Below are 25,076 nucleotides of genomic sequence, written 5' to 3' on the forward strand. Positions count from 1 at the left end.
ACCGCGCGGTCCTTCACCTCGGGATCGAACTTCTTCGGCATGAACAACATCCTCTCGAACTCGAAAGGAAGCGGCATCACACCCGGGACGCTTCAGTAGTACCTCAAGCCGATCCGCCCACGCCCGTCCCCGTACCGAGACTCGGTGTCCACCAGGCCCATATCTCGCAGGCGGGCGATGTGCCGCTCCACCGAACGCACCGTCTGGGCCGACCGCCGGGCCAACAACTCCTGGCTCGGGTGGCACGACCACGCCTCGTCCGCATGGTCACCCAGCAGCAAAAGCACGAACGCCTGGCCGGTGTTGAGCTGGCCCGTCTCCGCGGCTTTCTGCGCCCACTTCATCGCTTCGATGCTCATGCCTGCTCCTCCTCGGTCCCGAATGCCTCGGCGTGCGTCTCGCGGGCCTCGGCCAAGCGGCGACGCCCGGTGCGCTCTGAGCACCCGAACTTCTCTGCGACCTCCGCTGCCGAGGGCACCTGGCCCTCCTGCGCGCGGGACACGATCCATGCGGTGATGTCCGCACCCGATGCCTTCTCCACCGTCTTCGTCTCTGCGACGACCGGCTCTGATGACGCCACGGTCTCGACGACCTCGACCCCCTGGGCGACCTGCGATTCCTCGACCACGGCCTGCGGAACCTCACGGTCCTCGCGCTCGGTCTCGAGTTCGGCCTGACGCTCCATCCGCTCCAGCTCCTGCCGGTGCCGAGCCTCGGCCACCTCGGCCTCCCGCTCGGCCTCGCGCCGCTGGGCCTCGATCTGCCGGCGGCTCGCCGCGAGTTCGGCTTCCAGCTCCGCGCGCTGACGATCCAGCTCCGCCTGAGCCTTCAGCTGCTCTGCCTCCTCCGACACCTGCGATGCGCGCTCGGCCCGCCGCGAGTCCGGGTTCTCCACCGCGACCCGCGCCAGCTGATCCGTGGCCACGAACACCGCCACCGGAACCATCACTGCGATGAGCGCACCCACCACGGACTGCCATACGCTCGCGTTCTCAGCACTCCACGCATGCGCCCCGTTGGCGATCATCGACAGGCCCGTGAACGCTCCCAGCGCCCACCACGACGCCCGCGCGGACTCCCCTCGGGACTCGTGCACCAGTACGGAGCCCGCGTAGACGAGGATCGCCAGGTCGATGAAGACCGGCACGGCCCAGTGCATGAACGGCGGCAGCCCCAGCCACGCCGCGACCTCGTACAGCGCCGCGAACGAGATGGAGAACGCCACCAGCCCAGCCACAGAGGTCCCGGCCACCACGGCCCGGATGAACCGGCCATCGTTCGGGTTGACCCGGCGGGGAAGCGACCGAATCCCACTGCCCGTGGGCCGCGTACCGGTGCTATCCTTCGAGTGCTCGACCAGCGTGTTCTTTGGAATGTGCATCGTCTCGGATTGAGCGTTTTCGGAAGCCCCGACAGCCTGGCCGCTGTCCGGGGCTTCCGCCCTTTTCGGCCCAGACGTTCGGGCCTCCCACATCTGCTGCGCGCTCATCGCGTGCCCTCCTCGATCTTCTTCAGCACCTCGTCTAGGTCGTCCACCGCATCCCGCAGCGTCGACCGGATCTCCGCCTGGGACTGACCGTCCACATGGCCCACAGACCGGATCACGTGCGCCAGCGTCCGCACGCACCGCACCGAGTCCCACACGACCCCGTGCAAGTCCTCGTCCTCGACCAGCGCCTTACCCGTCGCCGGAGACACCAGCGACGCCACCGGCATAGCCGCCTTGATCAGCGCTGGCACCGCGGCCGCACCCGACCCGTTAAACGCAGTCAGCACCCGGCGTGCCCGGCCCTTCTGTTCCTCGTCGCGCCGGACCAAGTCCAGCGGCTCGATCCCGAACTCCTCGGCCGGCATGTCCAAGACCGCGTCAACGTCACTTTGACCGCCTCGGACCCCCGTGGAGGGCTCGAGGTTTGTAATGCGAGCGGGCCTCGTGGCCTCGTAGGTCTTCCCGTCGACCCCGACGACGGAGTCCGGTGCACGTCCAGGTGCGTCTTTTGACGCACCTGCGTGCTTAAGCTCCCGCCGCACCGTGGCCTCACTGATCTGTGTCGCGGACGCGATCGCCCGAGTACTCATCCCCACCTCACGGAGGGACAGCACGATGTCGTGTCGCTCTTCTAGCGGTGGCCGAAGATGCAAGTTGCCGAACTCCCGAGTCACGTACTCGTCCCAGCTCCGGTACCCCAGAACTTCCCAAGCCCGCCCCCGATACGCGGACCGGATCAGGTGGTACACGGACTCCAGGCCGGTCTTGATCTGGTCTGTGACTTCTCGCGCTGCCTCTGGGGTGTAGGCCAGCTGAAGTGAGTAGCCGTTCATGCCTCGGCCAGCTGTTCATCTGCGGCATCGATGCCGGCTACCAACGTCGCGAACGGCACGCCCAGGACGCGGGCGAGCTCCAGCAGCTCGCCTAGGCGGAATTCGACTTGCCCGGACATCCGCTTGGAAAGACCGTCCGGAGTGAGACCAGCCAGTGCCGCTGCGCGGGCCTGGGTTAGGTCTCGTCTACTGATTTCTGCTGCCAGGTTCGACCTGACGCAACGGGTGTGATTGCTCATGGCCCACACTGTATGCGCTGTACGCATATACGCCTAGCCCGTGTCTTGCGGTCATCGCAACTTTTTTTCTCTGACCTTGTGCGTCGTTCGCCTGCGCCATAGGGTCTTGCTCATGACGAACTCGAACGATGAGAGCGGTTCGGATTTCAATTCGATGGTCGCCGCAGAGGTCCGCGCTTGGCTCGCCCGCTCCGGAAAACGCCAGGCAGACCTAGCAGCAGCGCTCGGCGTCTCACAGAGCGGCATCTCACACCGGCTTCGCGCGCGGGTGGCCTTTACGTTGGAGGAGCTGGCCACCATCGCGGAGGTCTTCGACATCACGCTCGCGGAGCTGCTCGGCCCGGTCATCCTCCAGGCACGAAGAAGCCCCCACACCGACATGGTCGGTGCAGGGGCTTCAGGATCGCTCCCCCGGTTGGATTCGAACCAACAACCCTTCGATTAACAGTCGAATGCTCTGCCGTTGAGCTACGGGGGAACGTGACGCGAACCGCCGGAGCCGTTCGGACAACGGATGGAACTTTACCAGAGCTCATGCCTGCGCGCCACCCGGCCGCGGGGCGCCGTCGTCGTCCTGCCCACGCCCGGGGCACGGGGCCTTGCCAGGCACGGCTCCGGCGGGCCTACGGTGCGAGGACATTCCCAGAACCATCAGGAACGGACCCGAAGGAGAGACGTGACCATGACCATCACGACCCTCACGCGCAAGACCGCGCTGACCGGCACGGGCGTGCTGGCCGCGCTCGCACTCGCGGCCTGCGGCACCACGGCCGACAACGGCGACGACGGCTCCGCCTCGCCGGGGGTCGACGCCTCCTCGTCCGTGGCGAACACCCCCACCACGGACGGCGGGTCGGGCTCGGCGTCGTCGTCAGCCTCCTCCGCCCCGGCTTCATCGACGGCCCCCGCGGCCGGCAGCGGCTCGGCCACCGGCCAGGCCGACGATCCCGCCGACGCGGTGATCGACGCGGTCCTGGAGGAGGACGGCGACGGCATCATCGTCGCGGTGGATGCCGACGACGACGACACGACCTGGGAGGTCGACGTCGTGGTGGGTGAGGAGGTCAAGGAGCTGGACGTCACCGCCGACGGCGACATCACCGAGACCGACCGCGAATCGGATCCCGAGGACGTCCAGAAGGCGAAGGAGGCCGAGGTCACCGCCCAGCAGGCCCTCGACACCGCCCGGGAGGGCCGTGACGGGGTGACCCTGGACGAGATGGACCTGGACGACGACAACGGCGCCCTCCAGTGGGAGGTCGGGTTCGACCGCGAGGACGGTTCCGACGGCCCCGAGGTCGAGATCGACGCCACGTCCGGCGAGGTGCTCACGGTCGACGAGCGCTGACGCCGCGCGGCCGACGGACCGCCGTTTCCCGAACGACAACGCCCCTGGAGCCGCCGTTTCCCGAACGAAAACAGGTGGGGGTCAGTCGTCGGCGCGGAGGGCCCGGCGGCGCGCCTCCAGTTCCATGAGCTCGCTGTTGAGGCGGGTGAACTCGGCGGGGTCGCCCTCGGGGCCGAGCCGCTGCAGGCGCCCGAGCAGCTCCTCCTTGCGGTGCACGATCTGCAGGGCGAACAGGCGGTTCATGATGTCCCGGCAGTACCGGTCCACATCCTCGGGAGTGCGGGCGGGCAGGTCGCGGACGGCCAGCTCGGAGACGACGCCGGCCACCTCCTGGGGCACGGCGTCCCGCACGGCGTCCACCCAGCGCTGCGGCGTCGCCCCCGCCGACCCGGCCATCTTCACGCCCTGGTGGACGGCGGCGTACTGCGGGACCGTGAAGCGGGCCGCGTACAGCGCGGTCCACTGCTCTGCGGAGAGCAGGGTCGGATGCTGCAGCACCACCTCGAGGGACTCCCGCTCCCGACGGGCGACGGGGTCGCGCGGATCCACCGGCACCACGATCCGCGGCGCCGGGGCGGCGGCCTCCCCGTGGCGGCCCGTGGGCCCGATCGCCTGCCCGTCGTCCGCCGGGGCCGGCCGCGCCTCGGGCTCGGGCCCCCGCCGCGGCGCGCGCCCGGCCGCGGCCACGGCGCGGTGCACGGCGTTCGGGTCCAGACCGAGCCAGCCGGCCAGCTCCCGCTCGTAGCCCGGGCGCAGGACGGCGTCCTTGATGCCCGCCACGATCGGCGCGGCGTGGCGCAGGGCGCCGGCGCGGCCCTCGACGGTGTTCAGGTCGTAGTCCTTCAGCCCCGCCCGGATCGCGAATTCGAAGAGCGGCCGCCGCGAGGCGATGAGCGCGCGCACGGCCTCGTCGCCCTTCTGCATGCGCAGGTCGCACGGGTCCATGCCGCTGGGCTCCACGGCCACGAACGTCTTGGCGAGGAACCGGTGATCCTCGTCGAACGCCTTGAGGGCGGCCTTCTGCCCGGCCTCGTCGCCGTCGAAGGTGAAGATCACCTCGCCGCCCGTGCCGTCGTCGGAGATCAGGCGGCGGGCCACCTTGATGTGGTCCGCGCCGAACGCGGTGCCGCACGTGGCCACGGCCGTCCCGACGCCGGCCAGGTGGGCCGCCATCACGTCCGTGTAGCCCTCGACGAGCACCAGCTGGCGCTCCTTGGCGATCGTGCGCTTGGCCAGGTCGATGCCGTAGAGCACCTGGGACTTCTTGTAGAGCGGCGTCTCGGGGGTGTTCAGGTACTTGGGGCCGGGGTCGTCGTCGTAGAGCTTGCGGGCGCCGAAGCCGATGGTCGCGCCGGTCATGTCCCGGATGGGCCACAGCAGGCGGCCGCGGAACCGGTCGTACAGGCCGCGCTGCCCCTCGGACACCAGCCCGGAAGCGCGCAGCTCCTCGTCCCGGAACCCCTTCTGCCGCAGGTGGTCCAGCAGATGCGACCACCCCTGCGGGGCGTACCCGAGGCCGAACTGCGCCGCGTGCTCCTGCGTGAACCCGCGCTGGGTGAGGAAGTCGCGGGCGGCCTGGGCCTCGGGCGAGCCGAGGGCACGACGGAAGAACTCGTCCGCCACCTTGTTCGCCTCGAACAGGCGACGACGGCGCCCCGTCTCCGCCTTGTCCGGGCCGGTGCCGCCGTCCTCGTAGTGCAGCTCCACCCCTACTCGGGACGCCAGTCGCTCCACGGTCTCCATGAACGTGGTGTGCTCGAGTTCCATGAGGAAGCTGATGACGTCCCCGTGCGCACCGCAGCCGAAGCAGTGATAGGTGCCCACGCCGGGGCGCACGTGGAACGACGGCGTCCGCTCGTCGTGGAACGGGCACAGCCCCTTGAACGAGCCCACGCCCGCCGAGCGCAGGGTGACGAACTCCTCCACCACGGCCTTCAGGTCCGTGCGCTCGCGGACGAGGTCGATGTCCTTGCGCACGATCAGTCCAGCCATGCGGACCATTCTAGGGACGGGGCGGGGCGGTCAGCCCCGAGCGGAACCGGCCTCCGTGGACGCACGGGACTCCTGCGGGCCCTGTGCAGGAGTCGAGTGCCCGGACCCCGGGCGGGCGTCGGCCGGCTCCGCCGGGCGGCCGGTCACCGGGTCGATCACGGGCAGGGCGCCGGTGGCCGCCTCGACCAGCGGATGGAACAGCGCGGCCGACGCCAGACCGCCGTGACGGCGGCGCGCCGAGGACACGAACGAGAGGCTCATGTCGCCCACCATAGCCACCCGGGACCGTGATTCCGGTCACGGTAAGGCAACATTCTGGGCGGTCAGGTCACGGTTCGACCCGCACCCGCCCCCGCGGACTGCCCGTGCAGCGGCAGCAGCCGGGGCACCAGCCGGACGAGGCCCACCATCGCCCCGAGCTCCACGAGCGTCTGCGTCACCACCACGAGCGGGGCCGGGTCCAGGCTCGCCGGCAGGGCCAACGCCAGCGGCAGCACGACCAGGGAGTTCCGCGTCGCGCCCGAGAACACGAGCGCCCGTCCTGCGGGCACGTCGAGGCGCGCCCACCGCGCGGCCACCACGCCGAGGGCCACCATCACGACGGCGAACGCCACGAACAGGGGCACGACGGCAGCCAGCGCGGGCAGCCGCTCCCCCACCCCGCGGATCTGCGAGGCGACCACCGTGAACAGCGTGACGACCATGAGCGGGACCATCGCCGCCGTGAACCCGCGCACCACCCCGGCCGCCGTGCGGCGCACCCCACTGGAGCAGCGCCGCGAGCGCGAGCGGCACCAGGATCAGCATGACCAGGGCACGGACGAAGGGCCCGACGTCGACCGCGGCCACGGCCGCCTCGCCGGCGACGACGCGCAGCAGCACGGGCAGCACGACCAGCTGGACGAGCATGAGCAGCGGAGCCGCCGCCAGCAGCCGCTCGGCCGCGCCGCCCGCGAGCGCGGTGAACGCGATGACATAGTCCACGCACGGGGCCAGCAGCACGAGGAGCACGCCCACGAGCAGCGCGTCGTCGTGGGCCACGAACCGGCTCAGCCCGAACACCACCGCCGGCACCACCACGAAGTTCAGGACCAGCAGTGCCCCGAGGAACCTGCCGTCCCGCAGGCCCGCGCCCAGCGCGGCGAACGGCACCGCCAGGAACGTCGCCAGCAGGAGCAGCGCGAGGACCGGCCCGACGAGCACCGCCCACGCGTCGGCCCCGGGCACGGCCCACCCGACGACGGCGCCCGCGGCGATCCCCGCGAGGTACAGCGCCACCTGGTGGCGTTCAAGTGCGGCGACCAGGGCGCGGCGGGGCGGGGAGGACGGCATGCCGCCAGCGTACGGAGCGATCCGGGCGGGGGCTGACCCCTACGCTGGGGGCCATGCCCACCGCCCCCGCACCGCCCCAGGCCGCTGCCACCCCGCTGCACGTGGCCGTGCGCACGCTCGACGTCGCGGCGCTCGCCGCGGCCGGGCACACGGCGGCGACCGCCGTGGCCGCGGTCTATGCGCACGCCGTCGTGCGCGGGGCCGCGTCGTTCTGGCTGGACTCCGCCCTGCCGGACCCCGCCGAGGCGCGCTGGTCCGTGGCGGGCGACGGGCTGGATGTGCTCGGCGAGGAGCAGGATCGCGTGCCCTCCCCCGGCCCGCGGCTGGTCCGGCACGACGACCCCGCCGACCCGGACCGCGCGTGGGCCGACCTCGCGGCCGCGGCCGCGCCCCGACCGGTGGTCGGCGGCGAGGGCCTGCCCCTGCGCGGCGGCCTGGTCGGCTGGCTCGGCTACGAGCTCGGCCTGGCGGATCTGGGGGTGACACCGCCCTCACCCCGACCCGGGGACCCCGCAGCCCTGCCCGCGCAGTTCTGGGTGCGCCCGTCCCGCTACGCCGTGGCCGACCACGCGGTCGGGATGCTGCACTGCTGCGTCGTCTCCCTCGACCCGACCGCCGCCGAGGCCGGGGTCGAGCGCTGGGCAGTGGACGTGCGCCGCGCCCTCGCCGCGGCCCGCCGCGATCTCGAGACGGCGGCGGGCAACGCCGTCGTGCCCCCGCCGCAGGACGCCGGCCCGGAACCCCGGGCCGATGAGGAGGTGCCGGGCACGTGGCGCGAGAACCGGGCGGCGTACGCCGAGCAGATCGCCCGCTGCCGCGCCGCGCTGCACGCCGGCGACTCCTACGAGCTGTGCCTGACCACCCGCTTCGACGCCGACGCCGGGCTGCGCGTGGACCCGCTGGTCCTCTTCCACGAGCTCGCCGCGCACCAGCCGGCCCCGTATGCGGCGCTGCTGGAGCACGGCACGGGCTCCCGCAGGTGGGCCGTGGTCTCCGCCTCCCCCGAGCGCTTCCTCTCCGGTCGGGACGGGCGGTACAGCACCAAGCCGATCAAGGGCACGGCCGCCCGACTGGCCGACCCGGCCGAGGACGCCGGGGCCGCCCGCGCGCTCGCCGCCGACCCCAAGACGCGCGCCGAGAACCTCATGATCGTGGACCTGCTGCGCAACGACCTCTCCCGGGTGTGCGAGCCCGGCTCCGTGCAGGTGCCCTCCCTCATGGCGGTGGAGAGCTACGCGAGCGTCCACCAGCTCGTGTCCACGGTCACGGGCACGGCACGGGCCGGCGTCGACCCGGTGGACGTGGTGCGGTCGCTGTTCCCCGGCGGGTCAATGACGGGCGCGCCGAAGCGACGCAGCGTCGAGCTGCTGGCCGCCTGGGAGGAGTCCCCGCGCGGGGTCTACTCCGGGGCGCTGGGGATGCTGGGCGCGGACGGGACGACGTCGTTGTCCGTCGTGATCCGCACGGCCGTGCTCGCCGGGGGCCGCTGGTCCGTGGGGGCCGGCGGGGCGATCGTCGCGGACTCGGACCCGGCCGCCGAGCACGACGAGGTCCTCCTCAAGGCCCGCGGCCTGCGCCGGGCCCTCGCCCGCGCCGCCGGCACGGGTCTGCCGACGACGGCGCCCGACATCGCCTGACCCCACCCAGGGTTCGGGGGCGATATTCGGCGGTATTCCGACGGAATACCGCCGCACACCGCCCCCAAACGAAGGGGGGGGCGCCCGGATGGTGCGGGCCCGCCGACCGAATCCGGGGCACGACGCCGTCGCCGCCTGGCAGCGACGCACACCCGGCCTGGAGGTGGTCACCCAGAACGTGGACGACCTGCATGAGCGGGCCGGCGCCCGGGTCCTCGCGCACCTGCACGGCTCCCTGTTCGAGCACCGCTGCGCCGCATACGGGGCCCCTGCCGACGTCGACCCGGGCGCGCCCGCGGACGAGGCGACGGCCGGCACCGAGGCCGACCTCGAGGCGATGCTCCGCGAGGCGCCGCCGGCCTGCACCGTGTGCGGGGACGGGCTGATCCGCCCGGGGATCGTGTGGTTCGGGGAGATGCTGCCGGCCGAGCCCTGGGACCGCGCGTTCGCCGCGCTCGAGGACTGCGACCTGTGCATCGTCGTCGGCACCTCGGGCATCGTGCAGCCGGCGGCGTCCCTGCCGTTCGTGGCGCTGGGGGCCGGGGCCGCCGTCGTCGAGGTGAATCCGGTGGAGACCGAGCTGAGCGGCGCGGTCACGCACGTCCTGCGGGGTCCCGCCGGGGCGGTGCTGCCCGCGCTGCTGGACCCGCCGGTCAGAGCCAGACGCGCCGGAACTCCGCGCCCTGCACCAGGGTGTGATGCCACTCGACGGCGGTCGAATCGGTGAGCGAGGCGATCTGGTCGATCACCACGCGCCGCCGGGCGGCGTCGTCGGGGGCCTGCGCCCAGTCGAACGCGAACATCGGCTCGAGGTACCGGTCCGCCGTCGCGTCGAGCAGCGCCACGAGCTCCGCGAGCACCTCGCGCTGCCGCGCATAGAGCGGCTGGCGCTGCTCGGCGGTCATCACGTAGGCCGCCGCGATGCCCTTCATCACGGCGATCTCGGTCTCCGTCTCCTCGGGCACCACGACGTCGGCGCCGTGGCGGGTGAGCGGCTCGTTGCCGAACACCTGGCGCGTGGCGTCGAAGGCGGCGCTGCAGAACCGGCCGATCAGCTGGCTCGTCATGTCCTTCATCGCCGCGAGCGCCCGCCGGGAGCCGTCCATCTCGGAGACCCACACGTCGGTGGCCTCGAGGCGGGCCAGGGCCGCGTCGACCTCCGCCGGGTCCGTGTGCGGCAGGTACCACTGGCGGGTGGTCTCCACGACGCGCTCCCGGTGCTCCGGGATGGCCAGCCACTTGAGCTGGAACACGGCGTTGACCACGCCGTCCTCGACGTCGTGCACGGAGTAGGAGATGTCGTCCGCCAGGTCCATGACCTGGGCCTCCATGGACGTGCGCGTGCCGGGCACCCCGGCGCGGAACCACCGGAACACGGGCAGGTCGTCCTCATAGACGCCGAACTTGCGCGAACGCGTGCCGTCCGGGCGCAGCGGGGCGTCCTCACGGGTCCACGGGTACTTGCACGCGGCGTCGAGGGCAGCGCGCGTGAGGTTCAGGCCCGCGGAGGAGCCGTCCGCGGAGAGCTTCTTCTGCTCGAGGCGGGCCAGCAGCCGCAGGGTCTGGGCGTTGCCCTCGAAGCCGCCGACGTCCTCGCTGAGCGCGTCGAGCGCCTTCTCCCCGTTGTGCCCGAAGGGCGGGTGGCCGAGGTCATGGGACAGGCAGGCGGTGTCCACGAGGTCCGGGTCGCAGCCCAGCGACCGGCCGAGCTCACGGCCCACCTGCGCCACCTCGAGCGAGTGCGTCAGGCGGGTGCGGGCGAAGTCGTCCGCGTCCGGGGCGACCACCTGGGTCTTGGCCCCCAGCCGGCGCAGGCCCGCGGAGTGCAGCACGCGGGCACGGTCCCGCTCGAAGTCCGAACGGTAGGAGGACTTGGGCGGCTCGGGCAGCCACCGCTCCCGGTCCCACGGCGTGTAGCCGGGGGTCTGCACGGCGCGGCCGGCATACGGGGGCCGGCCCTCGGGGCCGAACAGCACCGGCTGATGGGCGGCGCCGGTCCAGTGCGACGACGGCGCGCCGGGCGTTCCGGCGGCGGGCACCGGCGTCGTGGGCTCAGCCACCGGAGACGTCCAGCTCGGCGGCCTGGATCATGGCCTGCTGCTCGGCATTGAGCTCGCGGGAGTCGAGCCAGCCGTCCGGCAGGTGCGGGCGCTTGGGGGCGCCGGCCCGGCCGCGCGGGCCCTCGGCGGCCTCACCCGGGTAGGGCTGGTCGCGGTCCACGCGGGCGAGGATCTCGCGCATCGTGGCCAGGTCCGGGACGGTGGACAGCGCGGTGCGGATCTCCGAGCCCACGGGGTAGCCCTTGAAGTACCACGCCACGTGCTTGCGGATGTCCCGCAGCGCCTTCGTCTCGTCGCCGCCGAAGGTGTCCACGAGCAGCTCGGCGTGGCGGTACAGCGTGTCCGCGACCATGCCCAGGGTCGGGCGGAACCGGTCCTGGCGGCCCTCGAACGCGGCCTGCAGATCCCCGAACAGCCACGGCCGACCCTGGCAGCCGCGGCCGATCACGACGCCGTCCACGCCGGTCTGCTCGACCATCGCGATGGCGTCCTCCGCGGACCAGATGTCGCCGTTGCCGAGCACGGGGATGTCCGGCAGGGCCTCGCGCAGCCGGGCGATGTCGTCCCACACGGCGGTGCCCGAGTAGAACTGGCGCGTGGTGCGGCCGTGGAGGGCCACGGCGGCGACGCCGAGGTCGCGGGCCGTGCGGCCGGCGTCGAGGAAGGTGAGGTGGTCCTCGTCGATGCCGCGACGCATCTTCACGGTCACCGGGATGTCCCTCTTCGAGGCCTCGGTGACGGCCGCCTTGACGATCGAGGTGAACAGCTCCGACTTCCACGGCAGGGCCGAGCCGCCGCCGCGGCGGGTCACCTTGGGCACGGGGCAGCCGAAGTTCATGTCGATGTGGTCGCAGCGGTCCTCCTCGACCAGCATCCGCACCGCGGCGCCGGTGGTGACCGGGTCCACCGAGTAGAGCTGGACGGAGCGGGGCACCTCGTCCGGGTCGTGCTGGATGATGCGCATCGACTCGGGCTTGCGCTCCACCAGCGCGCGGGCCGTGACCATCTCGTTGACGTAGAGGCCGCCACCGTACTCGCGGCACAGGCGGCGGAACGCGGTGTTCGTGATGCCGGCCATCGGGGCGAGGACGACCGGCGTCTCGACCGTGATCGGACCGAGCCGCAGCGGGGGCAGGGTCAGGCGGTCCGTCGTGGGCGCTGCGTGGCGGCCCTCGTGGAGCTGGTCGTCGTCGGCGATGCGGCGGCCCGCACCGGCGGACTTGGCGTAGTGCGCGGCGTGGGGGTCGACGACGTCGGGGGCGCCGTCGACCGCCGCCGCGGCGGGGAGGGTGTGGGAAGAAGTCATGTCGGGTCCATTCTTCCATTCCGCCCGGCACCCACGTCACCGTGCCCCACGACGAGGCCCGCTGGGAGGCGACCGCCGAGGCGCCCCGCCAGGACGGGCAGACCGTCCTCCCGGCGGGTCAGGCCTCCGACGACGGCGCCGCGTCCCCGCCGTCGAGCACCGCCAGCAGGTCATCGCCGGCGAACATCTGAGCGGTCTGGCGCGCCGAGGGAGTGCCCGCGTCCGGGTCCGCACCGGCGGCCAAAAGATGGCGCATGGAGTCGACGTCCCGCTTGAACGTGGCGCAGGTCAGGGCGCGCTGGCCGCGGTCGTTGGCGTGCTCGACCTCCGCGCCGGCCGCGATGAGCATGGCCACGGTGTCCGGGTGCTCGTGATAGGCGGCGAGGGTGAGGAAGGAGTCGCCCGCGTGGTTGCGCAGGCGCGTGCTCACCCCGGCATCCAGGTATGCCTTCAGCTGGGCCGTGTCCCCGTCACGCGCCATGTCGAAGAGCCGGTTCGCCAGCTCGATGTCCTTCTCGCTCCACTGCTCACTCATGCCCGCCAGTATGGCGGACGCCGACCCGGGAACAGCCCCGCCCGCCCCGCGGTTGCACCCGGCATGACCCGCAAACACCTCGGCTTCCTCAACTTCGGCCACTGGATCCACCGGCCCGGCACCGCGCCCGACGCGCGGCAGGCCCTCGACGACGTCGTCGCCATGGCCGTGGCTGCCGAGGACGCCGGACTCGACGGCGCCTGGCTCCGCGTCCACCACTTCCAGCGGATGTTCTCCTCGCCGTTCCCGATCCTCGCCGCGATGGCCGCCCGCACCGAGCGGATCAGCCTCGGCACCGGCGTGATCGACCTGCGGTATGAGAACCCCCTGTACATGGCCGAGGCCGCCGCCACCACGGACCTCATCTCCGGCGGCCGGCTCGAGCTCGGCGTCTCCCGCGGCTCACCCGAGGCCGCCCTCGACGGCCAGGCGCAGTTCGGCTACGCCCTCGCCGAGGGGCAGACCTGGGCCGACGTGACCCGCGAGCGCGGACGCCGCTTCCTCGCGGCAGTGCGCGGCGAGGGCATCGCGACGCCGGACCTCACCTCCGGCTGGGCGCACAGCTCGCAGCCGCTGCGGGTCGAGCCGCACTCCCCCGGGCTCGCGGACCGGATCTGGTGGGGGTCGGGGTCCACGCCGTCGGCGGTCGAGGCGGGGCGGGAGGGGTACCACATGCTCTCCTCCACGCTCCTGCTCCAGGACGACGGCCGCCCCTTCCACGTGCAGCAGGCCGACCAGATCGCCCGCTACCGGGAGGCCTTCGCCGCGGCCGGCCACGCCGGTCCGGGCCGCACGGCGGTCACGCGCTCCGCGTTCGTCATCCAGGACCGGGAGGACGAGCTGTACTTCGGCCGGGAGCGGGCCTCGCGCGACTCCTCCGGCATGCTCGAGGGCGGTGCCGCCCGCTCCGGCCCGACCTACGCCGGGTCCGCCGAGGAGGTCGCGGAGAAGCTCGCCGCCGACGACGCCGTCACCGCCGCCGACTGGGTCCTGTTCGCCAACCCCAACCAGCTCGGGGTCGAGTACAACGCGAAGATCTTCGCCGGCTGGGCGGAGGTCTGGCGCCTGCTCGGCTGGGATGCATGACCGAGGCCGCGCCGCACCTCCCGGCCGCCGACGACGGCGTCGCCCGAGCCCGTCGCGCGCGCTGGGCCGTCACCGCCGCCTTCGCGACGAACGGCGCCCTGCTCGGCGCGCTCATCCCGCACTACCCGGAGGCGAAGGCCGCGTTCGGCCTGGACCCGGCCGGGTTCGGCGTGCTCGTCATCGCGCTCGCCGTGGGCGGCACGCTCGCCGGGCCCCTTCCCGCGCCGATCCTGCGCCGGTTCGGCGCCCGCCGCGTCATGCTCGCCGGCAGCGTGGCCATCGCCCTGCTCACGACGGCGGCCGGTCTCGTCCTCGACGTCGCCGGGGCGGGCGCGGGGGCCGGGCACGGTGCGGGCACGGCCGCGGCCTGGCTGCTGTGGGTCTTCGCGGGCCTCGTCCTGGCGTCGGGTGTGCTCGACGCCGTCGTGGACACCGCCCAGAACGCGCAGGGCCTGCAGGTGCAGACCCGGTTGGCCCGGCCCGTGCTCACGACCATGCACGCCGGCTGGAGCCTCGGAGCGGCCGCCGGTGCCGGGCTCGGCGCGGCGGTCATCACCGTGGGCGGCCCCGCGGCCCTGCACCTGGGGCTCAACGGCGCCGTGTGCGTCGCGGTGCTGCTGGGGGTCCGGCGCCTGTTCCTGGCGGAGGCTCTCGTGGACTCGGCGTCCGCCCGCGGCGCCTCGGAGGACTCACCCGCGCCGTCGGAGACGTCCGCACCGCCCGCCCCGGCCCTGCCCCGCCGCGCCGCCGTGGCCGCGCTCGTCCCCGCCGTGGTGATCGCGATGGCCGGCTTCGGCGTGGAGGAGTTCGGCAACGCGTGGGCCACCCTGTTCCTGATCACCGAGCGCGGCCTGGACCCCGCCGCGGCGGTGCTCGGCGCGTCGACGTTGCTGGGCGCGCAGTTCGTCGGACGCCTCGCGGGCGACCGCACCCTCGCCGTCCTGGGCCGACGCGGGGCGCTGACGGCGGGGCTGGGCGCGGTCGTCGTGGGGCTGGGACTGGCCCTGGCGCCGCTGCCGGGGCCGGTGGCCGTGCCTGCCGCGTTCGCGGGGCTGGCGCTGGCGGGGCTGGGCTGCGCCGTGGTGGTGCCCGTCGCCTATGCGCTCGGCGACGAGGCGCCCGGGCTCAAGCCGCAGACCGGGCTGGCGGTGACGAGCTGGTGCATGCGGCTGGCCGGGGTCGGGCTCAGCCCGGCGGTCGGGGCGCTGGCCGGCGCCGTCGGTCTGACACCGGCGCTGACGGTGTTCCTGGGCCTGGCCGCCGTCGGGGCGGTGCTCGCCGCCCGGCTGCCCGCCGCCCCGTAGGAACCGCTCAGTCGTCGTCGACCTCGCCGGCGAGGGCCTGGGCCGCCAGGTGCTCCTCGGTCGCGGCCTCCCAGATCTCCTTGGCGGCGGAGCCGTTGAGCAGCACCAGCAGCACGCCCACGATGATGTCCGCCCAGCCCGACGCCGTCAGCACCGTGACCCCGGACAGGGCGATCAACACGGCGCCGGCCACGAGGTCGTTGCGCGCCGCGAGCCACGCCGCCCGGGTGAGGGAGCCGCCGTCGGTGCGGACGCGGACCAGCAGGGCCACGCACACGATGTTCACGAGGAGCGAGCCGACGGCCGCCCACAGCAGCACGCCCGCGGCCGGCGGCTCGGGGTCGCCGATCTTCGTGGCCGCCATGACGAGCGCCGCCACGGCCGGCAGCACGATGATCCCGGCCATGACCTTGCCGATGACCGCGCGCCGGGCCGCCGTCCACCCCAGCGCCACGAAGATCAGCAGGTTGACGGCGAAGTCCTCGAAGAAGTCGACGGAGTCCGCCACGAGGGCCACCGAGCCGATCCCCACCGCCAGGATGATCTCGACCACCAGATAGGCGCCGTTGAGCAGGGCCACCGCGAGGACGGTGCCCCGCAGGGCGCGGGCGCGCCGGCGGTCCGCTGCGGCCGCCCGGTTCACGCGCCCGGCGCGTCGTCCACGAACACGTACGTGTCCACCAGGGTGCGCGCCGCGTTGCCGCCGATGAGCCCGTCCACGATCCGTTCCAGCGGGGTCATCGCCTCGTCCACCTCGACCTGCACGGGGTACTGGGCCACGAGCAGGGCGAGCAGGTCGGCCACGGCCTGCAGCGCGTCCTCCTCCCCCAGCTCCGGGTCCCAGCCCACGAGCACGTCGGCCGGCGCGTCCTGGCGCTCCGGGGTGTAGGACACCGCGAACGCGCGGATGCGCCCGCCCTCGGCCTTCGGCGCGTCGCGGAGCACGACGGCGCCCGCGGCCCCGGTGGCCGGGCCCAGCAGCAGCTGCTGGGCGGCCCCGACACTCAGGGTCGACGGGTCCCACGCGTGCACGGCGTCATAGAACGCGGCGACCGCCTGCGTGAGCTCGACGGAGCCGGTCGAGGCCTCCTCGAGGACCACGCCGTCCGGGTACTCCTCCCCGCGTACGTCCGGCAGGCCGATGGCCCCCGGGGCGATCGCGACGCGGCGGGAGCGCTGCACGGGGGTGAAGCCCTCGGCCACGAGGAACGCCTCGGTGCCGGCGGCCAGCGCGGCGGTCTGGGAGCGCACGGCGTCCGTGTCCACGGGCGGACGGCCCGTCGCACCGTCGGCCTCGGTCTGCGGGTCGGCGCCGGCCACGCCGGGCACCAGGGCGTCCTTGGCGAACCGGGCCTTCAGGGCCGTCGTCGGGATGGCGCCGGCGGCGTGCGCCTCCGCGGCGAGGCCCCGCAGGGCTGCCACGAGCGCCCGGCCGATGCCGCGGCGCCGCTCGGCGGCCGCGGTCTCGACGTACAGCCACAGCCGCCGCGGGTGCACGGACGAGGCGTAGACGACGCCTGCCGCCACCGGCACGCCGGCGGCCTCGGCCACGAGCGCGCGGCGCCAGGGCCGTTCCGCGTCCTCGGCGAGCATCGCCCGGTCCTGGTGCTGCTGCGCGTTGGCCGGGTCGCCCCACACCTCGAGCAGGGCCAGGTCGTCCCCGGACCGCCAGGGACGCAGCACGATCTCCCCGCCGGCGACCGCGGCGGAGTCGAACAGCGCGCCGCCGTCGTCATGCCCCGCGGCCCCGGCCGCTCCCGTCACGTCCCCGCTCACTTGACCAGGCGCTCCAGCAGGTAGGACTTCACCTGGGACAGCGCCACGCGCTCCTGGGCCATGGTGTCCCGCTCGCGGATGGTCACGGCCTGGTCCTCGAGGGTGTCGAAGTCGACGGTGATGCAGAACGGGGTGCCGATCTCGTCCTGGCGGCGGTAGCGACGGCCGATCGCGCCGGAGTCGTCCGTCTCGATGTTCCAGAGGGTGCGCAGCTCGGCGGCGAGGGACTGGGTGGCCGGCTGCAGCTCGGGCTTCTTCGACAGCGGGAGCACGGCGGCCTTGACCGGGGCCAGGCGCGGGTCCAGCTTGAGCACGGTGCGCACGTCCACGCCGCCCTTGGCGTTCGGGGCCTCGTCCTCGGCGTAGGCGTCCACGAGGAACGCCATCATGGCGCGGGTCAGGCCGAAGGACGGCTCGATCACGTACGGGGTGTAGTGCTCGTTGTTGGCCTGGTCGAAGTACTGCATCTTCGTGCCGGAGTGCGTCGTGTGCTGGCCCAGGTCGTAGTCGGTGCGGTTCGCGATGCCCATCAGCTCGCCCCAGCCGTCGCCGCCGGTGAAGCCGAAGTCGTACTCGAGGTCGATGGTGCCGTCCGAATAGTGCGCACGGTCCTCCGCGGGCACGTCGAGGCGGCGCAGGTGCGCGGGGTCGATGCCGAGGTCGATGAACCAGTCCCAGCAGTCCTCGACCCAGCGGTCGAAGTGCTGCTTCGCCTCCGCCGGCGGCACGAAGTACTCGATCTCCATCTGCTCGAACTCGCGGGTGCGGAAGATGAAGTTGCCCGGGGTGATCTCGTTGCGGAACGCCTTGCCGATCTGGCCGATGCCGAACGGCGGCTTCTTCCGGGCCGCGCCCAGCACGTTGAGGAAGTTCACGAAGATGCCCTGCGCCGTCTCCGGGCGCATGTAGTGCAGGCCCTCCTCGTTGTCCACGGGGCCGAGGTAGGTCTTGACCAGGCCCGAGAACAGCTGCGGCTCGGTCCAGGCGCCCTGGGTGCCGCAGTCCGGGCACACGATCTCGGCCATGCCCTCGGCCGGCCGGCCCTTCTTGGCCTCGAACGCCTCGAGCAGGTGGTCCTGGCGGTGGCGCCTGTGGCACTGGGTGCACTCCACGAGCGGGTCGGTGAAGGTCTCGACGTGGCCGGAGGCCTCCCACACCGCGCGCGGCAGGATGATGGAGGAGTCCAGGCCCACCATGTCCTCACGGGAGCGCACGAAGGTCTTCCACCACTCGGCCTTGATGTTCTCCTTCAGCTCCACGCCCAGGGGCCCGTAGTCCCACGCGGAGCGCGAACCGCCGTAGATCTCACCGGCCTGGAACACGAAGCCTCGGCGCTTGGCGAGGTTGATGACGTTGTCCAGCGGGGACTTGGCAGCCATGGGGGCATCACTTCCGTACTCATCGGCGGGGCGGGAGGGGATCACGACGACGACGGCACCCGGCCGCCTTCGACGCGGCGGGCCCGTTCCGGCGCGGCGCGCCGGTCGATCCCGTCCAGCCTACCGGCCATGATGGACACCATGACCGAGACGAACGCACCCGACGCCCAGCCCCTGCCCATCCGTGACGAGTCCATCCGCCTGGGCCAGGCGCTCAAGCTCGCCTCCCTCGTGGAGGACGGGGCCATGGCCCGCGACGTCGTCACCGACGGGCTCGTCACCGTCAACGGCGCGGTGGAGACGCGCCGCGGCGCCCAGCTGCACGACGGGGACGTCGTCGAGTTCAACGGAGAGGCGTTCGTCGTCCAGGCCGAGCAGGCCTGAGCCGGCGCCCCGGCAGGCGGCTGCGGCGCCGTCGTCGGGCGGGTCCGGCGCGTCAGCCGCGGGGCGGCACCATGTGGGCGAGGTACTCCTTCACGTGGCCCAGCTCCTGCTCGTTGATCGCGTGGCCGAGCCCGGCGTAGACGATCTTCATGAGGTCCACGTGGGCGTTCAGCCAGGCATGGGTCTCCTCGACCCGGGGCTCGGAGATGATCGGGTCCTCCTGGCCGCGGCCCCAGAAGACCTTCGGTCGGACGCGGGCGACGTCGTCGTCGCGGGTGAACAGCTCACGCAGCCGCGGCTCGGTGAGCTCCGGGTCCACCACGAAGCCGGACAGCGCCACGGTGCACGCGTAGGCCTCCGGGTCCAGGCGCAGCAGCGACGTGGCCATCGCCATGCCCTGCGAGAAGCCGAGCAGGGAGACGGTGCGGAAGTCCCCGCGCACGGCCTGCACCCACGCGTGCAGGGCCTCGACGGCCTCGCGGACCGGCTCGGCGGTGGAGCCCAGCTCCCCTGTGACCGGGTCCTGGGAGAGCGGGAACCAGGCGTGGGAGCCCGGCTGCAGGGGCAGGGGCGCGCGCACGGCGGCCACCGTGACGTGCTCGGGCAGGTGCGGGACGAGGCCGAACAGGTCGTCCTCGTTCGCGCCGTAGCCGTGCAGGACGATCAGCAGGTCCTCGGTGCGCTCGCCCTCGGGGCGGGACCAGCGGACGACGGGCTCGACGGCGGGGGTGGGGTTCGCGTTCACGTCCGTCAGCCTAGCGAGCGGCGCGGTCACCCCACCCGGCGGTTGACCCCTCCCGCGCGACGCGGGCAGAATCCTACCCGTGGGTAACCCTTCCTCCTCCCAGCCTCCGCACGCCTCCGACGCGACCCCGGTCGACGACCCCGCCGCCCATCCGTGGCGCCGCTACGTCGCCATCGGGGACTCGTTCTCCGAGGGCATCGGCGACCCGGACCCGGAGCGCCCCGGCTACCATCGCGGCTGGGCCGACCGCCTGGCCGAGGAGCTCGCCCGCCTGACCCCGCCCGGTGAGGACCTGGCCTACGCCAACCTGGCGGTCCGCGGGAAGCTGCTGGACCAGATCGCCGAGCACCAGGTCGAGCCGGCGCTCGCCCTGCGGCCGGACCTCATCAGCGTCTGCGCGGGCGGCAACGACATCCTGCGCGGCGCGGACCCGGACGAGATCGCGGTCCGGCTGGACGCCGTCGTCGAGCGCCTGGCCTCCGACGGCGCCACCGTGCTCCTGTTCAACGCGACCGACGTGAAGGGCACGCCCGTCATCGGCCGCATCCGCGGCACCGTGGCGATCTACAACGAGAACGTGCGCACCATCGCCCTGCGGCACGACGCGCTGGTGCCGGACATGTGGTCGCTCAAGGACCTCGCCCGGCGGGAGATGTGGGCCGAGGACCGCCTGCACTTCTCCGCGCTCGGCCATCACACGATCGCCGCGATGGTGCTGGACACCCTCGGCGTGGAGCACGGCCTCGAGCACCTGCGCCTGGCCCCGCCGGCGCCGCGCACGTGGCGCGAGGCCCGCGCGTCGGACGCCGCGTGGGTGCGCACGCACCTGGCGCCGTGGGTGGTCCGCCGCCTCCGCGGCGTCTCCTCCGGTGACGGCGTCACGGCCAAGCGCCCCGTCCCCGAGCCGCTCTTCGGCGCACCGATGCCGCAGGGCTCGGACCACACCGAGCCGCTGGACATCGTCGAGCCCTGACCCCGGCCGGCGGGGGCCGGTGGCCGTTTCCCGAACGAAAGTGCCGCGACACGCCGCCGTTTCCCGAACGAAAGTTCAGAGGGCGAGGGTGCGCTTGAGCGTGTCGGCCACCTGACCGTACTCGGTGAGGAACCCGTCGTGCCCGATGGGCGAGGCGATCGTGTGCACCGGCGGCCGCGCGGGCAGCGCCGCCGCAAGCGCCTCGGACTCGGCCGGCAGGTAGAGCCGGTCCGAGTCCACGGCGGCCACGAACGCCCGGCCCCGGTAGTCCGCGAGCGCCGCCGCCACGCCGCCGCGCCCGCGCCCGACGTCGTGGCCCATGAGGGCCTCGGTGACCACGAGGTAGGAGTTCGCGTCGAACCGGTCGGCGAGCTTGGCCGCCTGGTGGTCCAGGTAGGACTCCACGGCGTAGCGCCCGCGCCCGCCCGGCACCCCGACGGCGGCGCCGAACGGATCCTCGACGCCCTGCGGTTCGCGGCCGAACCGCTGGCCGAGCTCGCCCGCCGTGCGGTAGGTGGTGTGGGCGATGCGCCGTGCGATGCCCAGGCCGGCCACGGGGCCGGGGCCGGGGTAGTAGTCGCCGCCCTGGAAGTCCGGATCGAGGCGGATGGCCGCGGTCTGCGCCTGCCCCCACGCGATCTGGTCGGCGGAGGAGGCCGCGGTGGCGGCCAGCACACCCATCCCGGCGACGCGCGCGGGGTGGGTCGCGGCCCACTCGAGGGCGCGGGCCCCGCCCATCGATCCGCCGATCACGGCGCGCCAGGCGCCGATCCCGAGGTGGTCGGCCAGGCGCCGCTCGGCCTCGACCGCGTCCCGCAGCGTGAGGAACGGGAATCGGGAGCCCCAGGGCCGCCCGTCGGGGGCCGGCGTCGAGGGCCCGGTGGAGCCGTGGCAGCCGCCGATCATGGCGGGGGCGACCACGAACCATCGGTCCGTGTCCACGGCGCGGCCCGGGCCGACGAGGGCGTCCCACCAGCCCGGCGTCGGGTCCTCCTCGTGCGCGGCCACGTGCGCGTCGCCGGTGAGGGCGTGCAGCACGAGCACGGCGTTGGAGCCGTCGGCGGCGAGGGCGCCCCAGGTCTCGTAGGCCAGCTCGACGTCGGGCAGCAGCCCGCCGGTCTCGGTGTACAGCTCGCCGACCCGCAGGCGGTGGCGGCCGCCGCGGGGCAGCGCGGTGCGCGACGGACGCGTGGCGACGGCGGTCATGCCCGCTCCCCCGCGTCGTCGTCGTCGCCGCGGCGGGCGGCGGCCGCGAAGCCGCGCTCGAGGTCGGCGAGGATGTCCTCGACGTCCTCCACGCCGAGTGAGAGCCGCACCAGGCCGGGAGTGACGCCGGCGGCGCGCTGCTCGTCGTCGGTGAGCTGGGAGTGGGTGGTGGAGGCCGGGTGCACCACGAGCGAGCGGACGTCGCCGATGTTGGCCACGTGGTGGTGCAGGGTGAGACCGTCCACGAACGCGGCCCCGGCCTCGCGGCCGCCCGCGATCTCGAAGGAGACGAACGCGCCCGCGCCCTTCGGCAGGTAGCGCTGGGCCCGCTCGTGCCACGGGCTGGACTCCAGGCCGGCGTAGACCACGTGCTCGACGTCGTCGCGGCCCTCCAGCCAGCGCGCCACCGCGGCCGCGTTGGCCACCTGCCGCTCCATGCGCAGGGACAGGGTCTCCAGGCCGAGGTTCACCAGGAACGCGTTGAACGGGGAGATGGCCGAGCCGTAGTCGCGCAGCAGCTGCACGCGCGCCTTGAGGATGAAGGCCAGGTTGGCGCCGAGCGGCGAGCCCACCCCGAGGTCCCGCGCGTAGACGAGGCCGTGGTACGACTCGTCCGGCTCGTTGAAGCCGGGGAAGCGCTCGGCGTGCTGCGCGTAGTCGAACGTGCCGGCGTCGACGATCACGCCCGCGATGGCCGCGGCGTGCCCACCGAGGTACTTCGTGGCGGAGTGGGTGACGACGTCGGCGCCGTGCTCGATCGGCCGCAGCAGGTACGGGGTGGCCAGCGTGTTGTCCACGATCAGCGGCACGCCGGCCTCGTGGGCGGCGTCGGCGACGGCGCGCACGTCCAGGACGTCCCCGCGCGGGTTGCCGAGGGTCTCGCCGAAGAACGCCTTGGTGTTCGGCTTCACGGCGGCGCGCCAGGACTCGAGGTCGTCCGGGTCGGTCACGAACGTCGTCTCGACGCCGACCTTGGCGAGGGTGTGCTTGAACAGGTTCTGCGTGCCGCCGTAGAGGCTGGCCGAGGCGACCACGTGGTCGCCGGCGCCGGCCAGGTTGAGGATCGCGAACGTCGTCGCCGCCTGACCGGAGGCCAGCAGCAGTGCGCCCACACCGCCCTCGAGCGCGGCGATCTTCTCCTCCACCGGGCCCTGCGTCGGGTTGCCGATGCGGGTGTAGAGCGGGTCGAGGTCCTTGAGCGCGAACCGGTCCGCGGCCACCTGGGCGGACGGGAAGTCGTACGAGGTGGTCTGGAAGATCGGCAGGGCGGTCGCACCGAAGGCGTGCTGGCCGACGGCGACGCCCGCGTGGACCTGCGCGGTGGAGAAGCCCCAGGCGTCGGGGGTCGGGGTGGTCTGGTCGGTCATGGCGGACCCTCCTGAAGGGTTCAGGGGCCGGACCCGGCCGCCCCGCCCGCCGGCCGACGTGCCGATCCGGGGACCGGCGTCGTCGAGGTGCCGGAGATGACCCGGCGCCGTCGAGAGGGGCCGTGGGATCGGCCCGCGCTTGCCGGCACCCGTTGTGGGGCCGGCCTGGTCGTCACCCGGGGCACCCCACCGCGGAAGGAGGGTTGCCGGTCAGCATGCCGGGGCCTGTTGCTGACTCTCGTGACCGTGTCTCCGAGTGTAGCCCGCCGCCCCGCCACGATTTCGTCACGCGTGTCACACGCGGATACGCTCTCCGCACGGGGGCGCCCGACCCGTCAAGGGCTCGACTCCCCCCGACTCGCACCAGGTCAACCCCCGGGGCAGCCCGGGAACGGAGAGGAACAGCGCAGTGCACACCTGTCGCATGGACCACGTGTCCTACGCCGCCGGCCCCGAGGGCCTGGACGCTACGGTCGCCCGCATCGCCGAGACGCTGGGCATCGAGCGGATCAAGGGCGGTGTCCACCCACGTTTCGGCACCCAGAACGCGCTCTTCCCCATGACGGAGGGGCAGTATCTGGAGGTCGTCGAGGCCCTGGACCACCCGGCCTCCCTCAGCGCGCCGTTCGGCCAGCTCGTGCGCGCCCGCACCGAGCAGGGCGGCGGCTGGATGAGCTGGGCCGTGGCCACCCCGGACATCGGCCGGTTCGAGCGCCGCCTCGGCCGCGAGGCCGTCCCCGGCAACCGTCGCTTCCCGGACGGCCGCGAGCTGTCCTGGCGCCAGATCGGCATCAAGGGCACCCTCGCGGACCCGCAGCTGCCGTACATCCTGCGCTGGGCCGACGGTCAGGAGGACATGCATCCCTCGCAGGCCGCCGAGCCGCAGGCCACCATCGAGCACCTGAACATCGCCGGCTCCCCCGAGCGCCTGGCCGAGTGGCTCGGCGGCGAGGACGAGGACGGCCAGGTCCAGGACGTGGACATCGAGTACGTCGCGCCCTCCGGCACCCCGGGCATCGTCTCGGTCACGTTCCGCACGCCGAAGGGCGAGATCACGCTCTGAGCGGGCCGCGGGTGGGGCCGCTCAGCCGAGCAGCCCCGCTCGCGCCAGCAACGGATAGCCGACGAATCCGACGGCGTCCAGCAGGAAGTGGGCGATGACCAGCGGCATCACCCGGCGCACCCGCAGGAACACGAGCACGAACACCACGCCCATCAGGGCGTTGCCGATCCCCGGGCCGACGCCCTGGTACAGGTGGTACGCCCCGCGCAGCAGTGCGAGGGCGAGCACGACGACGGCCGCGCGCGTCGGCAGGTACAGCCCCTCGGCGCTCACCCACGACGACGGCACGGCCGGCGCCGGATCACGCGCCAGGCCCGCCGCGCGCAGCCGCTGCAGATACCCGAGCCGGTCGACGAGCCAGGCGCCCACGATGACCTCCTCCAGCAGTCCGTGCCGCAGCGCGGAGAGCAGCAGGACCGGCACCTGGTACCAGCTCTCCCCGAGCGCGGAGCCGACGATCGCCGTCGTGATCCCCAGGGCCCGGCCGACGGCGTAGACGCCGAGCGTGCCCAGCCCGATCGCCGCGAACAGGCCCAGGCCCCAGGCCAGGTCGCGGCCGGGGCGGCGCAGGTCGAGGCCGAGCACCCGGAACGGGTCCCGGCCGCGCAGGTGCATCAGGTGCAGCACGAGGGCCACCGGCACGAGCGCGAACCCGATGCCGAGCAGCTGGTAGGTGAGGTCGAAGGCCCAGCGGTCGGCCAGGGCCGGGTTGAGGACGGTGGTCTGCTCGCCGAGCGGGGCCTGGGTGGCCTTGTCGATGAGCTGGACGATCGCGTAGACCGCCGACTTCCCCAGGGAGAGGCCGAGGACGATCGCGATCTCCCACCGCACCGTGCGCGCCGAGGGGGCGGGCAGCGCGGGGGCGGGTCGGACGGCCGTGGTGCGGGCCGTGCGCGGGGTGGCGGGCATGCCCTCCAGTATCCGCCCGCCCCCTCTCCCCCGGGCGCTTTCGAACGTGAGGTGGGGCCCATCTCCCGTTCGAAAGTCCCCATTCCCCCGATGTCACGTTCGAAAGTCCGGGA

General features: G+C 73.4%; 25 protein-coding genes, 1 tRNA gene, 1 pseudogene and 1 riboswitch. Of the genes and pseudogenes, 9 read left to right on the plus strand and 18 right to left on the minus strand.

Annotation, left to right across the window (positions count from 1 at the left end; all coding sequences use genetic code 11):
* Positions 1 to 92 precede the first annotated feature (92 nt).
* From ACI2K6_RS15365 to ACI2K6_RS15380, 4 genes are read right to left on the minus strand one after another with little or no spacing between them, the layout of a single operon-like run.
* A complete protein-coding gene (locus ACI2K6_RS15365) occupies positions 93 to 359 on the minus strand; it encodes a helix-turn-helix domain-containing protein (protein WP_396747801.1) in 267 nt (88 codons plus the stop codon).
* A complete protein-coding gene (locus ACI2K6_RS15370; RefSeq protein WP_396747798.1) occupies positions 356 to 1,489 on the minus strand; it encodes a DUF2637 domain-containing protein in 1,134 nt (377 codons plus the stop codon). Before ACI2K6_RS15370 ends, ACI2K6_RS15365 begins: the two co-directional genes overlap by 4 nt.
* Positions 1,486 to 2,322, minus strand: a complete 837-nt coding sequence (locus ACI2K6_RS15375; protein ID WP_396747795.1) for a helix-turn-helix domain-containing protein — start codon at positions 2,320 to 2,322, stop codon at positions 1,486 to 1,488. The genes ACI2K6_RS15370 and ACI2K6_RS15375 overlap by 4 nt, the downstream gene beginning before the upstream one ends.
* The gene (locus tag ACI2K6_RS15380; RefSeq protein ID WP_078025801.1) at positions 2,319 to 2,561 is read right to left on the minus strand and encodes a helix-turn-helix domain-containing protein; all 243 of its coding nucleotides are present in this window, start codon (positions 2,559 to 2,561) and stop codon (positions 2,319 to 2,321) included. Before ACI2K6_RS15380 ends, ACI2K6_RS15375 begins: the two co-directional genes overlap by 4 nt.
* Before the next feature lie 154 nt (positions 2,562 to 2,715).
* On the opposite strand from ACI2K6_RS15380, the gene ACI2K6_RS15385 reads away from it, so the two are divergent.
* Positions 2,716 to 3,006 (plus strand): helix-turn-helix transcriptional regulator, encoded by a 291-nt coding sequence (locus ACI2K6_RS15385; protein ID WP_353301170.1) that lies wholly within the window; start codon positions 2,716 to 2,718, stop codon positions 3,004 to 3,006.
* On the opposite strand, the gene ACI2K6_RS15390 is transcribed toward ACI2K6_RS15385, so the two are convergent.
* Positions 2,968 to 3,039 (minus strand) — tRNA-Asn (locus ACI2K6_RS15390). The genes ACI2K6_RS15385 and ACI2K6_RS15390 overlap by 39 nt on opposite strands.
* A 204-nt stretch (positions 3,040 to 3,243) precedes the next feature.
* Between ACI2K6_RS15390 and ACI2K6_RS15395 the strand changes: the two genes are divergently transcribed.
* The gene (locus tag ACI2K6_RS15395) at positions 3,244 to 3,909 is read left to right on the plus strand and encodes a PepSY domain-containing protein (RefSeq protein WP_396747792.1); all 666 of its coding nucleotides are present in this window, start codon (positions 3,244 to 3,246) and stop codon (positions 3,907 to 3,909) included.
* Positions 3,910 to 3,990: 81 nt separating this feature from the next.
* Here ACI2K6_RS15395 and dnaG read toward each other — a convergent pair whose 3' ends face one another.
* From dnaG to ACI2K6_RS15410, 3 genes and pseudogenes are all read right to left on the minus strand, one after another.
* Positions 3,991 to 5,901, minus strand: coding sequence for a DNA primase (gene dnaG, locus ACI2K6_RS15400; protein WP_216886558.1), 1,911 nt, complete (start codon positions 5,899 to 5,901; stop codon positions 3,991 to 3,993).
* Between the two features lie 30 nt (positions 5,902 to 5,931).
* Positions 5,932 to 6,162, minus strand: coding sequence for a hypothetical protein (locus tag ACI2K6_RS15405; protein WP_396747788.1), 231 nt, complete (start codon positions 6,160 to 6,162; stop codon positions 5,932 to 5,934).
* Between the two features lie 62 nt (positions 6,163 to 6,224).
* Positions 6,225 to 7,233, minus strand: a pseudogene (locus ACI2K6_RS15410) (bile acid:sodium symporter).
* Positions 7,234 to 7,286: 53 nt separating this feature from the next.
* Between ACI2K6_RS15410 and ACI2K6_RS15415 the strand changes: the two are divergent.
* Both ACI2K6_RS15415 and ACI2K6_RS15420 read left to right on the plus strand, forming a co-directional pair.
* On the plus strand, positions 7,287 to 8,870 hold the full coding sequence (locus ACI2K6_RS15415) for an anthranilate synthase component I family protein (RefSeq protein WP_396747786.1): 1,584 nt from the start codon (positions 7,287 to 7,289) through the stop codon (positions 8,868 to 8,870).
* An 88-nt stretch (positions 8,871 to 8,958) separates the two neighbouring features.
* On the plus strand, positions 8,959 to 9,597 hold the full coding sequence (locus ACI2K6_RS15420) for an SIR2 family NAD-dependent protein deacylase (protein WP_396747783.1): 639 nt from the start codon (positions 8,959 to 8,961) through the stop codon (positions 9,595 to 9,597).
* Here ACI2K6_RS15420 and ACI2K6_RS15425 read toward each other — a convergent pair.
* The 3 genes from ACI2K6_RS15425 to ACI2K6_RS15435 form a co-directional block, all read right to left on the minus strand.
* Complete coding sequence (locus ACI2K6_RS15425) at positions 9,524 to 10,930, minus strand: deoxyguanosinetriphosphate triphosphohydrolase (protein WP_396747780.1); 1,407 nt, start codon at positions 10,928 to 10,930, stop codon at positions 9,524 to 9,526. The two genes, ACI2K6_RS15420 and ACI2K6_RS15425, sit on opposite strands and share 74 nt — an antisense overlap.
* The gene (dusB, locus tag ACI2K6_RS15430; protein WP_396747777.1) at positions 10,923 to 12,236 is read right to left on the minus strand and encodes a tRNA dihydrouridine synthase DusB; all 1,314 of its coding nucleotides are present in this window, start codon (positions 12,234 to 12,236) and stop codon (positions 10,923 to 10,925) included. The genes ACI2K6_RS15425 and dusB overlap by 8 nt, the downstream gene beginning before the upstream one ends.
* Positions 12,237 to 12,354: 118 nt before the next feature.
* Positions 12,355 to 12,771: an ankyrin repeat domain-containing protein gene (locus ACI2K6_RS15435; protein ID WP_396747774.1), complete on the minus strand. Its 417-nt coding sequence runs from the start codon at positions 12,769 to 12,771 to the stop codon at positions 12,355 to 12,357.
* A gap of 63 nt (positions 12,772 to 12,834) precedes the next feature.
* Here ACI2K6_RS15435 and ACI2K6_RS15440 point away from each other — a divergent pair, with 63 nt between their 5' ends.
* Positions 12,835 to 13,857 (plus strand): LLM class flavin-dependent oxidoreductase, encoded by a 1,023-nt coding sequence (locus ACI2K6_RS15440; protein WP_396747771.1) that lies wholly within the window; start codon positions 12,835 to 12,837, stop codon positions 13,855 to 13,857.
* Positions 13,854 to 15,161: an MFS transporter gene (locus tag ACI2K6_RS15445; RefSeq protein ID WP_396747768.1), complete on the plus strand. Its 1,308-nt coding sequence runs from the start codon at positions 13,854 to 13,856 to the stop codon at positions 15,159 to 15,161. Before ACI2K6_RS15440 ends, ACI2K6_RS15445 begins: the two co-directional genes overlap by 4 nt.
* Positions 15,162 to 15,168: 7 nt before the next feature.
* Here the strand turns inward: ACI2K6_RS15445 and ACI2K6_RS15450 are convergent, their stop codons facing one another.
* Genes ACI2K6_RS15450 through ACI2K6_RS15460 form a run of 3 tightly spaced genes read right to left on the minus strand, consistent with a single transcriptional unit; the run spans position 15,169 to position 18,316 of the window.
* Positions 15,169 to 15,804: a cation transporter gene (locus tag ACI2K6_RS15450; protein WP_396747765.1), complete on the minus strand. Its 636-nt coding sequence runs from the start codon at positions 15,802 to 15,804 to the stop codon at positions 15,169 to 15,171.
* Positions 15,801 to 16,937 carry a GNAT family N-acetyltransferase gene (locus ACI2K6_RS15455; RefSeq protein ID WP_396747762.1) on the minus strand — a complete coding sequence of 379 codons (1,137 nt, stop codon included), beginning with the start codon at positions 16,935 to 16,937 and terminating at the stop codon, positions 15,801 to 15,803. The genes ACI2K6_RS15450 and ACI2K6_RS15455 overlap by 4 nt, the downstream gene beginning before the upstream one ends.
* Positions 16,934 to 18,316, minus strand: a complete 1,383-nt coding sequence (locus ACI2K6_RS15460) for a glycine--tRNA ligase (RefSeq protein ID WP_041103531.1) — start codon at positions 18,314 to 18,316, stop codon at positions 16,934 to 16,936. Before ACI2K6_RS15460 ends, ACI2K6_RS15455 begins: the two co-directional genes overlap by 4 nt.
* Before the next feature lie 141 nt (positions 18,317 to 18,457).
* Between ACI2K6_RS15460 and ACI2K6_RS15465 the strand changes: the two genes are divergently transcribed.
* Positions 18,458 to 18,700, plus strand: a complete 243-nt coding sequence (locus tag ACI2K6_RS15465) for an RNA-binding S4 domain-containing protein (protein WP_144820179.1) — start codon at positions 18,458 to 18,460, stop codon at positions 18,698 to 18,700.
* Between the two features lie 52 nt (positions 18,701 to 18,752).
* Here ACI2K6_RS15465 and ACI2K6_RS15470 read toward each other — a convergent pair whose 3' ends face one another.
* Positions 18,753 to 19,445, minus strand: coding sequence for an alpha/beta hydrolase (locus tag ACI2K6_RS15470; protein ID WP_036340883.1), 693 nt, complete (start codon positions 19,443 to 19,445; stop codon positions 18,753 to 18,755).
* 79 nt (positions 19,446 to 19,524) lie between these two features.
* Here ACI2K6_RS15470 and ACI2K6_RS15475 point away from each other — a divergent pair, with 79 nt between their 5' ends.
* The gene (locus ACI2K6_RS15475) at positions 19,525 to 20,418 is read left to right on the plus strand and encodes an SGNH/GDSL hydrolase family protein (protein ID WP_396747758.1); all 894 of its coding nucleotides are present in this window, start codon (positions 19,525 to 19,527) and stop codon (positions 20,416 to 20,418) included.
* Positions 20,419 to 20,493: 75 nt separating this feature from the next.
* Here the strand turns inward: ACI2K6_RS15475 and ACI2K6_RS15480 are convergent, their stop codons facing one another.
* Both ACI2K6_RS15480 and ACI2K6_RS15485 read right to left on the minus strand, forming a co-directional pair.
* Entirely contained in the window at positions 20,494 to 21,624 is a 1,131-nt protein-coding gene (locus tag ACI2K6_RS15480) for a homoserine O-acetyltransferase (RefSeq protein ID WP_396747755.1), read from the minus strand.
* On the minus strand, positions 21,621 to 22,991 hold the full coding sequence (locus ACI2K6_RS15485; protein ID WP_396747752.1) for a bifunctional o-acetylhomoserine/o-acetylserine sulfhydrylase: 1,371 nt from the start codon (positions 22,989 to 22,991) through the stop codon (positions 21,621 to 21,623). Before ACI2K6_RS15485 ends, ACI2K6_RS15480 begins: the two co-directional genes overlap by 4 nt.
* A gap of 130 nt (positions 22,992 to 23,121) precedes the next feature.
* A riboswitch (SAM riboswitch) is annotated at positions 23,122 to 23,237 on the minus strand.
* Between the two features lie 178 nt (positions 23,238 to 23,415).
* On the opposite strand from ACI2K6_RS15485, the gene ACI2K6_RS15490 reads away from it, so the two are divergent.
* Positions 23,416 to 24,054, plus strand: coding sequence for a VOC family protein (locus ACI2K6_RS15490; protein WP_396747749.1), 639 nt, complete (start codon positions 23,416 to 23,418; stop codon positions 24,052 to 24,054).
* 21 nt (positions 24,055 to 24,075) lie between these two features.
* Here the strand turns inward: ACI2K6_RS15490 and ACI2K6_RS15495 are convergent, their stop codons facing one another.
* Entirely contained in the window at positions 24,076 to 24,963 is an 888-nt protein-coding gene (locus tag ACI2K6_RS15495) for a type II CAAX prenyl endopeptidase Rce1 family protein (RefSeq protein WP_396747746.1), read from the minus strand.
* Between the last annotated feature and the right edge of the window lie 113 nt (positions 24,964 to 25,076).

This window comes from Microbacterium sp. NPDC006705 (genome assembly GCF_044903545.1).
GTDB classification, from domain to species: domain Bacteria; phylum Actinomycetota; class Actinomycetes; order Actinomycetales; family Microbacteriaceae; genus Microbacterium; species Microbacterium plantarum.